Annotated in this window: 9 protein-coding genes and 1 pseudogene; 7 read left to right on the forward strand and 3 right to left on the reverse strand. The window is 71.0% G+C overall.

All coding sequences use genetic code 11. From position 1 onward, the window contains the following. The first annotated feature begins 73 nt into the window (after positions 1–73). On the forward strand, positions 74–1,627 hold the full coding sequence (locus ACZ3IJ_RS24295; protein ID WP_467471369.1) for an APC family permease: 1,554 nt from the start codon (positions 74–76) through the stop codon (positions 1,625–1,627). Further along, a complete protein-coding gene (locus ACZ3IJ_RS24300) occupies positions 1,531–3,105 on the forward strand; it encodes an amidohydrolase (RefSeq protein ID WP_467471371.1) in 1,575 nt (524 codons plus the stop codon). Before ACZ3IJ_RS24295 ends, ACZ3IJ_RS24300 begins: the two co-directional genes overlap by 97 nt. Positions 3,106–3,129: 24 nt before the next feature. Here ACZ3IJ_RS24300 and ACZ3IJ_RS24305 read toward each other — a convergent pair whose 3' ends face one another. The 3 genes from ACZ3IJ_RS24305 to ACZ3IJ_RS24315 all read right to left on the reverse strand — a co-directional run bounded on the left by ACZ3IJ_RS24305 (position 3,130) and on the right by ACZ3IJ_RS24315 (position 6,911). Then, entirely contained in the window at positions 3,130–4,059 is a 930-nt protein-coding gene (locus ACZ3IJ_RS24305; RefSeq protein ID WP_467471373.1) for a phosphatase PAP2 family protein, read from the reverse strand. Positions 4,060–4,162: 103 nt separating this feature from the next. Beyond that, complete coding sequence (locus ACZ3IJ_RS24310; RefSeq protein ID WP_352188314.1) at positions 4,163–5,191, reverse strand: LacI family DNA-binding transcriptional regulator; 1,029 nt, start codon at positions 5,189–5,191, stop codon at positions 4,163–4,165. A 25-nt stretch (positions 5,192–5,216) separates the two neighbouring features. Next, positions 5,217–6,911 carry a glycoside hydrolase family 13 protein gene (locus tag ACZ3IJ_RS24315; protein WP_467471375.1) on the reverse strand — a complete coding sequence of 565 codons (1,695 nt, stop codon included), beginning with the start codon at positions 6,909–6,911 and terminating at the stop codon, positions 5,217–5,219. 347 nt (positions 6,912–7,258) lie between these two features. Here ACZ3IJ_RS24315 and ACZ3IJ_RS24320 point away from each other — a divergent pair, with 347 nt between their 5' ends. From ACZ3IJ_RS24320 to ACZ3IJ_RS24340, 5 genes and pseudogenes are all read left to right on the forward strand, one after another. Next, a complete protein-coding gene (locus tag ACZ3IJ_RS24320; RefSeq protein WP_467471377.1) occupies positions 7,259–8,536 on the forward strand; it encodes an extracellular solute-binding protein in 1,278 nt (425 codons plus the stop codon). Positions 8,537–8,555: 19 nt separating this feature from the next. Beyond that, positions 8,556–9,566, forward strand: a complete 1,011-nt coding sequence (locus ACZ3IJ_RS24325; RefSeq protein ID WP_391797730.1) for a carbohydrate ABC transporter permease — start codon at positions 8,556–8,558, stop codon at positions 9,564–9,566. Further along, positions 9,560–10,414 (forward strand): sugar ABC transporter permease, encoded by an 855-nt coding sequence (locus ACZ3IJ_RS24330; protein ID WP_391798124.1) that lies wholly within the window; start codon positions 9,560–9,562, stop codon positions 10,412–10,414. Before ACZ3IJ_RS24325 ends, ACZ3IJ_RS24330 begins: the two co-directional genes overlap by 7 nt. Positions 10,415–10,461: 47 nt before the next feature. After that, positions 10,462–12,129 carry a glycoside hydrolase family 13 protein gene (locus ACZ3IJ_RS24335; RefSeq protein ID WP_467471380.1) on the forward strand — a complete coding sequence of 556 codons (1,668 nt, stop codon included), beginning with the start codon at positions 10,462–10,464 and terminating at the stop codon, positions 12,127–12,129. 19 nt (positions 12,130–12,148) lie between these two features. Continuing rightward, positions 12,149–12,532: pseudogene (locus ACZ3IJ_RS24340) on the forward strand (type II toxin-antitoxin system PemK/MazF family toxin); the annotation flags it as partial. Positions 12,533–12,600 lie beyond the last annotated feature (68 nt).

Below are 12,600 nucleotides of genomic sequence, written 5' to 3' on the forward strand. Positions count from 1 at the left end.
TCGTTGAACGCGAGGTTACATTGCGCAAACCGAAAGCCTTTAGGTTTCTTGTCGCGGAAGGGCCTCCCCTCCCATGTCCTCACAGACCACCACCGCTCCCGAGGGGCTGAGAACCGGCACGCTCTCCACCGCCGACATCTCGTTCTTCGTCGTCTCCGCCGCCGCCCCGCTCACCGTCATGGCCGGCGTCGCGCCCATCGCCGTCGTCCTCGGCGGGATCGGCGCCCCCGCCGGCTATCTCCTCGCCGGCATCACCCTCGCGGTCTTCGCCGTCGGTTTCACCACCATGAGCCGCCACGTCCGCAGCGGCGGCGCCTTCTACGCGTACATCACCCGAGGGCTCGGGAAGCCCGTCGGCATCGCCGCAGCCCTCCTCGCCATGCTCGGCTACAACGGCATGGAGATCGGCGTCTACGGTCTGCTCGGCACCGCCACCGCCGACACCGGTCACGCCCTCTGGGGAGTCGACATCCCCTGGCTCCCCGTCTCCCTCGCCGGACTGCTGCTCATCTGGTACGGCGGCTTCCGGTCCATCGACTTCGGCGCCAAGGTCCTCGGCGTCCTCCTCGTCGCCGAGACCGGCATCCTCCTCCTGCTCGCCGGGGGCGTCCTGCTCGACGGCGGCGCCGACGGACTCTCCCTGGCCTCCTTCGCCCCCGGCAACGTGCTCGTCCCCGGCTCCGCCGCCGTCCTGGCCTTCGCCTTCGCCGCCTTCACCGGCTTCGAGTCGACCGTCATCTACCGCCGCGAGGCCCGCGACCCGGACCGCACCGTCCCGCGCGCCACCTACATCGCCGTCGGCTTCCTGGGCCTCTTCTACGCCTTCGTCGTCTGGACCGTCATCCAGGCCTTCGGCCAGGACAAGGTCGTCCAGGCAGCCACCGACGACCCCGGCGGGCTCTTCTTCGCCGCCATCACCACCTACGTGGGCGCCTGGGCCGCGGACCTGATGCACATCCTGATCGTCACCAGCGTCCTCGCCTCGCTGCTCGCCTTCCACAACGCCATCAACCGCTACGGCCTGGCGCTCGCCGAGGAAGGCGTGCTGCCCGCGGTCTTCGGCCGCGTCCACCCCCGCCACCGCTCCCCGTACGTCTCCGGCATCCTGCAGACCGCCCTCGGCGCCGTCGTCGTGCTCGGCTTCGCGGCCGCCGGAGCCGACCCGTACCAGCAGCTGCTGCTCTGGGTGAACACCCCGGGCATGATCGGACTGATGGTCCTCCAGCTCCTCGCGGCGCTCGCCGTGCCGCTGTTCTTCCGCCGCGTCAGCCACACGGAGGGCAGGCTGCGCACGGTGGTGGCCCCCGCCGTCGCCTTCGTCCTGCTCGCCGGCGCCATCGGCCTCGTCGTGACCAACGTCGACCTCTTCACCGGCGCCTCCACCACCGTCAACACCGTCCTGGTCTCCCTCGTCCCCGCCGTCTTCGTCCTCGGGCTCCTCCTCGCGTACCGCCTCCGCCGTACGCGCCCGCAGACCTACGCCCGCTTCGCCGCCGAGCCCGCCGCACCCACCCCTGGAGAAGAGCCGTCGTGTCCGCACCCGACCTCGTCCTCGTCGACGCCCGCGTCCGCACCCTCGACCCCGCACGTCCCCACGCCACTGCCGTCGCCGTCCGCGACGGAGTGATCACGGCCGTCGGCGACGCCGCCGACGCCCGCGCCTGGCGCGGACCCGGCACCGAGACGATCGACCTCGGCGGAGCCACCCTCACCCCCGGCCTCACCGACGCCCACAGCCACCCCGTCTGGGGCCTGGAGATGTCCACGGGCACCAACCTCTCCGCCGTACGCGACCTCGAAGAGCTGCGCGCGGTCCTCGCCACCGCCGAGCGCCGCGACGGCTGGATCGTCGGCTTCGCCCTCGACCACAACGCCTTCGGCGGCCGGCCGATCCACCGCGACCTCGTCGAGGACGTCCTGGGCGGCGCCCCCGCCTTCCTGCGCCTCTACGACGGACACTCGGCCCTCGCGAGCGAGGCCGCCCTGAAGGCGGCCGGCATCGACGGCCCCCGTGCCTTCGCCCAGCGCTCCGAGATCGTGTGCGACACCGGGGGACGGCCCACCGGCCATCTGGTCGAGCACGCCGCGATGGACCTCATGACCCCCGTCCTGCCCCGGCAGCCCTACGCCGAGCGGCGCGACCGGCTCGTCGCGCTGCTGACCTCCATGGCCGCCACCGGACTGACCGGCGCGCACGTCATGGACCTCGGCGGGCACGACGTACCCGGGCTGCTCGCCGCCCTGGAGGCCGACGGGGACCTGCCGCTACGGCTCCGGCTCGCACCCTGGTGCATGCCCGGCGCGACCCCGGAGGAGCTGGACGAGCTGGTACGGCTCCAGGCCCGGTCCGGGCGGCTGTGGCGGGTCGGCGGGGTGAAGTTCTTCATGGACGGCACCGTCGAGGGCGGCACCGCCTGGCTGGAGCACGCCGACTGCCACGGCCAGGGCACGGACGCCTTCTGGCCCGACCCGGCCGCGTACTCCGCCGCCGTCCGTCACCTCCACGAGGCAGGCGTCGGCACCGCCACGCACGCCATCGGCGACGCGGCCGTCCGGCACGTCCTGGACACCGTCGAGGCACTCGGCACCCCGGGGCCCCGGCACCGGATCGAGCACATCGAGACCGTCCCCGACGACCAGCTCGGCCGGTTCGCCGCCCTCGGCGTCGCCGCCTCCATGCAGCCCCCGCACACCGCGTACACCCGCGCCGACCACACCGACGAGTGGTCGAAGAGGCTCGGAGACGTACGGGCGGACCGTGCCTGGCGCTGCCGGGACCTGCGGGAGGCGGGCGCGCTTCTCGCGCTCGGCTCGGACTGGCCCATCGCCCACTACGACGCCCGGCAGGTCCTCACCACCGCGCAGGCTCCCCGCGGAGCCGCGTCCGCACGGCACGGGCTGACGGGGCTGATGGCGCTGGAGGGCCTGACCACGCACGCGGCGGCCGCCGCGGGGGAGGAGCACCTCGGGGGCCGGATCGCCCCGGGACTCCGGGCGGACCTGACCGCCTTCACGGTCGACCCGGCCGAGGCTCCCGCCGACGAGACCGAACAGGCCCCGATCCGGCTCACGCTCGCGGGCGGCCGCGTCACCCACCGGGGCTGATCCGGAGGACAGGCCCCCGGCCCCCTAGCGGGTCAGCCGCTGCCGCTCGCGCTCGGAGTCCCGCTCGTCCTCGCGGTCCGCCGTGGACCCGCCCGCCGCGGACCGCGGGGACGAGCCGCCACGGGCCACCGGCGCCGCCGGTTCCACCCTCTTCGGCAGGCGCTTCGGCAGCGCGCCGTACATGTAGTAGGAGAGGGTGAAGCCGAAGGCGAGGCAGATCATGCCGCCCACCGCGTCCAGCCAGAAGTGGTTGGCGGTGGCCACGATCACGACCAGGGTGGCCGTCGGGTAGAGCAGGCCGAGGATGCGTGCCCAGGGGGCCGAGGCCAGGGCGAAGATGATGAGACCGCACCAGAGCGACCAGCCGATGTGCATCGACGGCATCGCCGCGTACTGGTTCGACATCTGCTTGAGGTTGCCCGAGGCCATCGAGCCCCAGGTGTGGTGGACCAGGACCGTGTCGACGAAGGACTGGCCGTTCATCAACCGAGGGGGCGCGAGCGGATACAGGTAGTAACCGACCAGGGCCACGCCGGTGGTGGCGAACAGGACGGTCCGGGACGCGGCGTAACGCCCCGGGTGCCATCGGTACAGCCACACCAGCACACCGATCGTGACGATGAAGTGCAGGGTGGCGTAGTAGTAGTTCATCGACACGATCAGCCATGTCACCGAGTTCACGGCATGGTTGACGCTCTGCTCGAAGGCGAGCCCGAGGGACCGCTCGACGTCCCAGATCCAGTCGGCGTTCTTCAGTGCCTGGGTCTTCTGCTCCGGTACCGCGTTGCGGATGAGCGAGTACGTCCAGTAGCTGACGCCGATGAGCAGGATCTCGAACCAGATCCGGGGGCGTCGGGGCATGCGCAGCCGGGCCCGCACACCGCCACCGTCCGGAATGGGTGACGGGCTGGCCGCCGTGCTGCCTTCCAAACTCTTCACGGTCGCTTCACCCATGGGAGGAGAGTCTGCCAGATCCATTCCCCTCGTCCGATCATCCCTCCGTCGGGTTCGGGACGCACACGCTCCATCCTGAGGGGGATGGACCGGGGAGGGACCGTCAGGGGTTTCCCTGACTGGGGGCAGAGGCGGTTGAACCGCGAACGACCAGCTCAGGCATGAAGACGAACTCGCTGTGCGGTGCCGGGGTGCCCCCGACCTCCTCCAGGAGCGCCCGGACCGCCGCCTGCCCCATCGCCTGCACGGGCTGGCGGATGGTGGTCAGCGGCGGATCGGTGAACGCTATGAGCGGGGAGTCGTCGAAGCCGACCACGGAGACGTCCTGGGGGACCCGCAGACCCTGCTGGCGGGCGGCCCGGATGGCGCCGAGCGCCATCATGTCGCTCGCGCAGACGACGGCCGTGCAGCCGGCGGAGATCAGGGCCCCGGCCGCCGCCTGCCCGCCCTCCAGCGTGTACAGAGAGTGCTGGATCAGCTCCTCGGACTGTTCCGGGGAGAGCCCGAGCCGCTCCTTCATCCCGCGCTGGAAGCCCTCGATCTTGCGCAGCACCGGCACGAACCGCTTCGGGCCCACCGCGAGCCCGATCCGGGTGTGCCCGAGCGCGGCGAGGTGGGTCACCGCCAGCTGCATCGCGGCCCGGTCGTCGGGCGAGACGAAGGGGGCCTGGACCTTGGGGGAGAAGCCGTTGATGAGGACATAGGGGACGCCCTTGCCGCGCAGCTGGTCGTAGCGCGTCATGTCGGCGGTCGTGTCGGCGTGGAGCCCCGAGACGAAGATGATCCCGGAGACGCCCCGCTCGACGAGCATGTCGGTGAGCTCGTCCTCGGTGGAGCCGCCGGGGGTCTGCGTGGCGAGCACGGGGGTGTAGCCCTGGCGGGTCAGGGCCTGCCCGATGACCTGCGCGAGGGCGGGAAAGATCGGGTTGTCCAGTTCGGGGGTTATCAGCCCGACGAGTCCGGCGCTGCGCTGACGCAGCCGTACCGGACGCTCGTATCCGAGGACGTCGAGTGCGGCAAGCACGGATTCACGGGTGGCCGCGGCCACACCGGGCTTGCCGTTGAGCACGCGGCTGACTGTGGCTTCACTGACCCCCGCCTGGGCTGCGATGTCGGCAAGCCGCGCGGTCATGGGATTGGACTGTACCGGTCGCACGTCAGATTGCCCACCAAACGCAGGAGTCGGCGGGAACCCGGACGTTGTGCGCGAGCGCCGCGCCCCGCCCGAATTCCCCTGCGGGGGAGGGGAGTACGGCGGCGGTGCCGCCGATCCCCCCGTCGGCGCGGGCCCCTTCGGGCGCCGTGCTGCTCAGGAGCGGCGAGCCGGTGAGCGGCATGTCCACCCCCCGCGCCGTCGTGTTCAGCGTGACCACGAGGTCGCCTCCCTCGGCCCGCCGGCGGAACGCGAGCACGCCCTCCGGGGCGTCCAGCCACTCGACGGCGTCGCCCGCGCCGAGGGCGGGGTGCTCCCTGCGCAGCCGCAGGGCGCGGCGGTACAGCTCCAGGGTGGAGGCGGGGTCCGCGGTCTGCGCCGCCACGCTCAGCCCGGCCCACTCCGGGGGCTGCGGGAGCCAGGAACCGGCCGGCCCGAAGCCGTACGACGGGCCGTCCGCCTCCCACGGCAGCGGGACCCGGCAGCCGTCGCGCAGCCCGTCCTGTCCGTCGCCGCGCAGGAACGCGGGGTCCTGCCGGACCTCGTCCGGGAGGTCCACGACCTCGGGCAGACCGAGCTCCTCGCCCTGGTAGACGTAGGCAGAGCCCGGCAGCGCCAGCATCAGCAGCGCCGCCGCCCGGGCCCGCTCCGGGCTGCCGTACCGGGTGCTGTGCCGGACGACGTCGTGGTTGGAGAGCACCCAGGTCGTGGGGGCGCCGACCGAGGCGGTGGCGCGCAGCGACTCGTCCACGACGGCCCGCAGCGCCTCCGCGTCCCACGCGCAGTTCAGGAACTGGAAGTTGAAGGCCTGGTGCAGCTCGTCGGGGCGCACGTACAGCGCGAGCCGCTCCGGCGTCGGCGCCCAGGCCTCCGCGACGCCGATGCGCTCGGGGCCGTACGACTCCAGGAGCCGGCGCCAGCCGCGGTGGATCTCGTGCACCCCGTCCTGGTCGAAGAACGGCAGCCGCTGGATGCCGATCAGCTTCGCCTGCTGACCCTGCCCGATGTCGGGCAGGCCCTCCGCCTTGACCATGCCGTGGGCGACGTCGATCCGGAAGCCGTCCACCCCCAGATCCAGCCAGAAGCGGAGTACCGAGTCGAACTCGGCCCGTACCTCCTCGTTCTTCCAGTTCAGGTCGGGCTGCTCGGGCGCGAAGAGGTGGAGGTACCAGGCGCCGTCCGCGACCCGTGTCCAGGCCGGGCCGCCGAAGACCGACTCCCAGTCGTTGGGCGGCTCGGATCCGCCCGGCCCGCGCCCCGGCCGGAAGACGTACCGGTCCCGGCCCACCCCCGCGCGCGCCAGCTCGAACCAGGGGTGCCGGTCCGAGGTGTGGTTCGGGACGATGTCCACGATCACCTTCAGACCGAGCCCGTGCGCCGCGCGCACCAGGTCGTCGGCGTCGGCGAGGTCGCCGAAGACGGGGTCCACCGCGCGGTAGTCCGCCACGTCGTACCCGCCGTCCGCCTGCGGGGAGGCGTAGAAGGGGGTCAGCCAGACCGCGTCCGCGCCCAGCCCCGCGATGTGCGGCAGCCGCTCCCGTACGCCGCGCAGGTCCCCGATCCCGTCGCCGTCGCTGTCCGCGAAGGAGCGGACGTACACCTGGTAGATGACGGCGTCCCGCCACCAGCCGGTGCGGGCGGCGCTTGCGCAAGAGCTTGCGGAGTCCGGCAGCGACGGTGAGGTGAGCTCGTGGGCCATGTGCGGTGTCCCTCTCGCGTGTTCCAGGGGCTGGGCGTCGTACTGACAACGAGGTCGAAGCTGACGTGAAACGGTCCTGCAAGAGATGATGCAAAGACTTGCAGGGCTCGGGAGCAGCCGCAAGAGGGCCTGAGAGGCCCCTGAGGTCCGCTGTCAAGCGACTCGTCGGCAACCTTCAGGACACGCGGGTGTAACGATCGCCGGTCCTTGCAGAAACTTCTCGCAAGCTCTTTCGGCTCGTTTTCATCCCTGTTACGTTCCTGGCAACCCGGAGCGCCGCGAGGGAGCGGTCGCATGAGGCAGGTTCCAGCCCCTCGTCACCCCGGGATTCAGTTGAAGGAGTTCACATGCGGCGTGGCATAGCGGCCACCGCGCTGGTCGCGGCCCTGGGCGTGACCCTGGCGGCGTGCGGAAGCGACGGCGGTTCGAAGGACGGCGGCTCGAAGAGCTCGGGCGAGCTCTCCGGAACCGTGACCTGGTGGGACACCTCCACGGTCGGCTCCGAGGACAAGGTCTTCAAGAAGATCGCCGAGGACTTCACCAAGAAGCACCCGAAGGTCACCGTCAAGTACGTGAACGTGCCGTTCGGTGAGGCGCAGAACAAGTTCAAGAACGCCGCCCAGTCCGGCTCCGGCGCCCCCGACGTCATCCGCTCCGAGGTCGCCTGGACCCCCGAGTTCGCGGACCTCGGCTACCTGGCCCCGCTCGACGGCACCGCCGCGCTCAAGGACGACAAGGACTTCCTGAAGCAGGCCGCCGCCTCGACCCAGTACAACGGCAAGACCTACGCCGTGCCGCAGGTCATCGACTCCATGGGCATCTTCTACAACAAGAAGATCTTCAAGGAGGCCGGCGTCGAGGTCCCCAAGACCATCGCCGAGCTGAAGACCGTCTCCGCGACGATCAAGGACAAGACCGGCAAGACCGGCCTCTACCTGCGCGGCGACGACGCCTACTGGTTCCTCTCCTTCCTCTACGGCGAGGGCGGCGACCTGGTCAACGCCGAGTCGAAGACCGTCACCGTCGACAACGCCGCCGGTGTGAAGGCCCTGACCACGGTCAAGGACCTGGTCGACTCCGGCGCGGCCAAGACCGACGCCACCGACGGCTGGAACAACATGCAGACCGCCTTCAAGGAAGGCAAGGTCGCCATGATGATCAACGGCCCGTGGGCCGTCGCCGACACCTACGCCGGCAAGGAGTTCGCCGACAAGGCCAACCTGGGCATCGCCCCGGTCCCGGCCGGCTCGGCCGGTCAGGGCGCCCCGCAGGGCGGCCACAACCTCGCGGTCTACGCCGGCTCCAAGAACCTGGACGCCTCGTACGCCTTCACCGAGTACATGACCTCGGTCGAGACCCAGACGCAGATCGCCAAGGAGCTCAGCCTGCTCCCGACCCGCGAGTCCGTCTACGTCAAGCCCGACGTCGCGAGCAACGAGATGATCAGCTTCTTCAAGCCGGTCGTCGACAAGGCCGTCGAGCGCCCCTGGATCCCCGAGACCGGCAGCCTCTTCGCCCCGCTCGTCACCGAGTACACGAAGGTCCTGACCGGGCAGACCACCCCCGACAAGGGAGCCAAGGCGACGGGTGACTCCTACCGCAAGCTCCTGAAGGACTGGAAGTAACAGGAAGGCAGGCCGGCTGATGGCTGTGGACACCAGCAGCCAGTCGGCGGTGAAGGCCGCGGGCGATGTCGCCCGCGGCCGGCACCGTGGTACTGGCAACCCCCAGGGGAAGGTTCGCCGTTCCCTCTCCACCCACTGGTACGCCTGGGCGATGGTCGCTCCGGTGGTGGTCGTGATCGGCGTGATCATCGGCTATCCGCTGATCCGGGGCATCTACCTCTCGCTCACGGACGCGAACGAGCGGAACGTCGCGCGGAGCATCGGTGTCAACCAGATCCCGGCGACCTACGAGTTCGTCGGCCTGGACAACTACGTCGACGCGCTGACCGGGACCCAGTTCCTCGGCACGCTCGGCTGGACGCTGGTGTGGACCGTCGCCTGCGTCTCGGTCACCTTCGGCCTCGGCCTGGCCCTCGCCAACATCCTCAACCGCAGGATCGCCGGCCGCTCCGTCTACCGGATGCTGCTGATCCTGCCCTGGGCCGTGCCCGGCTTCGTCTCCGTCTTCGCCTGGCGCTTCCTCTACAACCAGGACAACGGTCTGCTCAACCAGATCCTCGGCGGCTCCGGGATCGACGCCGTGCCGTGGCTCAACGACCCCACCTGGGCCAAGTTCTCGGTCATCGCCGTCAACGTCTGGCTCGGCGTCCCCTTCATGATGGTCGCCCTCCTCGGCGGGCTCCAGTCCATCCCCGGCGAGCTCTACGAGGCCGCCGAGATGGACGGCGCCAACGCCTGGCAGCGCTTCCGCAACATCACGCTGCCCGGTCTGCGCTCGGTGTCCACCACCGTGATCCTGCTGAGCACCATCTGGACCTTCAACATGTTCCCGGTGATCTTCCTGCTCACCCGGGGCGGACCCGGTGAGGCCACGCAGATCCTGGTCACCCAGGCGTACAAGTTCTCCTTCGAGATCAGCCCGCGTGACTTCGCCCAGTCGTCCACCTGGGGCGTCCTGATCCTGGTCCTCCTGATGGTCTTCGCCGCGATCTACCGGCGCGTCCTCCGCAAGCAGGGAGAAGTCTGGTGACCACCGCCACCAACACGCCCACCCGAGGCCGTCGTTCGCCGCTCGCCTCCGTCGGGCTGCACGCGACCCTGATCGTCGCCTCCGTGATCGCCGTCTTCCCCGTGCTGTGGGTCCTGCTGACCTCGCTCAAGCCGGCGCAGTACGCGACCACGACGGACTTCTTCAAGGAGACGACGCTCGCGAACTACACCGACCTGCTGGAGAACACCGAGTTCCTCACCTGGTTCGGCAACTCGCTGCTCGTCGCCGGCCTCACGACGGTCCTTGGCGTCTTCATCGCCTCCACCACCGGCTACGCCGTCAGCCGCTTCCGGTTCCCCGGCAAGCGCGGACTGATGTGGACGCTGCTGATCACCCAGATGTTCCCGGTCGCCGTCCTGATCGTGCCGATCTACAACATCATGTCCTCGCTGGGGCTGCTCAACAAGGCGGCCGGTCTGGTCATCACGTACCTGACCATCGCCGTCCCCTTCTGCGCCTGGATGATGAAGGGCTTCTTCGACACCATCCCGCGCGAGATCGACGAGTCGGGCCAGGTCGACGGCCTCAACCCGTTCGGCACCTTCTGGCGGCTGATCCTGCCGCTGGCCAAGCCCGGCATCGCGGTGACGGCGTTCTACTCCTTCATCACCGCCTGGGGTGAGGTCGCCTACGCCTCCGCGTTCATGGTCGGCGACGAGAACCTCACCCTCGCGGGCGGCCTGCAGAAGTTCGTCAACCAGTACGGCGCCCAGTGGGGTCCGATGTCCGCGGCCTCCGTGCTCATCGCCATCCCCGCGGCGCTGGTGTTCCTCTTCGCCCAGCGGCACCTGGTGACCGGCATGTCCGCCGGCGCCGTCAAGGGCTGAGCCCGAACACCCCACACGTACGCACCTCCTTACCTCTCAAGGAAGACATGACCCAGCACCTCGCTGCCCCCGACGCCGCCCCGACCACCGGCACGCACACGGGTTGGTGGAGAGACGCGGTGATCTACCAGGTCTACCCACGCAGCTTCGCCGACGGAAACGGCGACGGCATGGGCGACCTGGAAGGCATCCGCGGCCGGCTTCCGTATCTGAAGGACCTGGGCGTCGACGCCGTCTGGCTGAGCCCCTTCTACGCCTCCCCGCAGGCCGACGCCGGCTACGACGTCGCCGACTACCGGGCCATCGACCCGATGTTCGGCAGCCTCCTCGACGCCGACGCGCTCATCCGCGAGGCGCACGAGCTGGGCCTGCGGATCATCGTCGACCTGGTCCCCAACCACTCCTCCGACCAGCACGAGTGGTTCCAGCGCGCGCTGCGCGAGGGTCCCGGCTCCCCGCTGCGCGAGCGTTACCACTTCCGCCCGGGGAAGGGCGAGAGCGGCGAACTGCCGCCCAACGACTGGGAGTCCATCTTCGGCGGCCCCGCCTGGACGCGGGTCGAGGAGACCGACGGCACCCCCGGCGAGTGGTACCTGCACCTCTTCGCGCCGGAGCAGCCCGACTTCAACTGGGAGCACCCGGCCGTACGCGACGAGTTCCGCTCGATCCTGCGCTTCTGGCTCGACATGGGCGTCGACGGCTTCCGCGTCGACGTCGCCCACGGACTGGTGAAGGCCGCGGGACTGCCGGACATCGGCGCCCACGACCAGCTCAAGCTGCTCGGCAACGACGTCATGCCCTTCTTCGACCAGGACGGCGTCCACGAGATCTACCGCTCCTGGCGGCAGGTCCTCTCCGAGTACGACGGCGAGCGCGTCCTCGTCGCCGAGGCGTGGACCCCGACCGTCGAGCGCACCGCCCACTACGTGCGCCCCGACGAGATGCACCAGGCGTTCAACTTCCAGTACCTGGGCACCCACTGGGACGCCGTCGAGCTGCGCCGGGTGATCGACGCCTCGCTCGCCGCGATGCGCCCGGTCGGCGCGCCCACCACCTGGGTGCTGTCGAACCACGACGTCACCCGGCACGCCACCCGCTTCGCCAACCCGGCCGGCCTCGGCACCCAGCTGCGCGAGCAGGGCGACCGCGCCCTCGGTCTGCGCCGCGCCCGCGCCGCGACGCTGCTGATGCTGGCGCTGCCCGGATCGGCCTACGTCTACCAGGGCGAGGAGCTCGGCCTGCCGGACGTCACCGACCTGCCCGACGAGGTCCGCCAGGACCCGTCGTTCTTCCGGGCCACCGGCCAGGACGGCTTCCGCGACGGCTGCCGGGTGCCCATCCCGTGGACCGTCGAGGGCACCTCGTACGGCTTCGGTGACGGCGGCAGCTGGCTGCCGCAGCCCGCCACCTGGGGCGGGCTCAGCGTCGAGGCGCAGGCCGGCGACCCCGGCTCCACCCTGGAGCTGTACCGCAGCGCGCTCGCCGTGCGCCGCGAGCGCCCCGAACTCGGTGCGGGCGAGGACGTCGAGTGGCTGGAGGCACCGGAGGGTGTGCTCTCCTTCCGCCGCGACGGCTTCGTCTGCACCGCCAACACCACCGGTCGGGCCATATCCGTCCCGCTGCCCGGCCGGTTCCTCCTCTCCAACGAGCCGGTCTCCCACGGGGAGGGCGTCGTGGAGCTGCCCGCCGACACCACCGTCTGGTGGGCGGTGTGACCATCCCCCTGCCGCGGGGGGGCGGGGCCGGCGGCCCGGCGGGCGCAGGCTGCGGCCGCCCGGACGCCCCGGGGCCCGGGACCGCTCCCGGACGCGCCCGCACCCCGGCGACATCTGGTGGGCGAACGTGCCCTACGAGGACCGCGCGGAGTCCAAGGACCGCCCCTGCCTGGTGCTGGCGGTGCGCGGCAACCGGGCCACCGTCGCGAAGATCACCAGCAAGTACCACGACGAGCGCGCCGGGGTGATCCCGCTGCCGCCCGGCGCGGTCGGCGACGCGCACGGGCGGCCCAGCTTCCTGCAGACCGACGAGCAGCGGGAGGTGCCGGTGGGGGACTTCCGGCGCCGGGTGGGCGTGGTCGACCCGGTGCTGTGGGACCAGGTGCGCCACCTCGCGGGCTGAGCCGCGCCGGGCCGGCCGCGGGGCGGCTACTGCTGCCGGACCGTCACCGTGACCTTCCACTCCTGGAC

The sequence above is a fragment of the Streptomyces sp. NPDC013317 genome, from assembly GCF_055563155.1.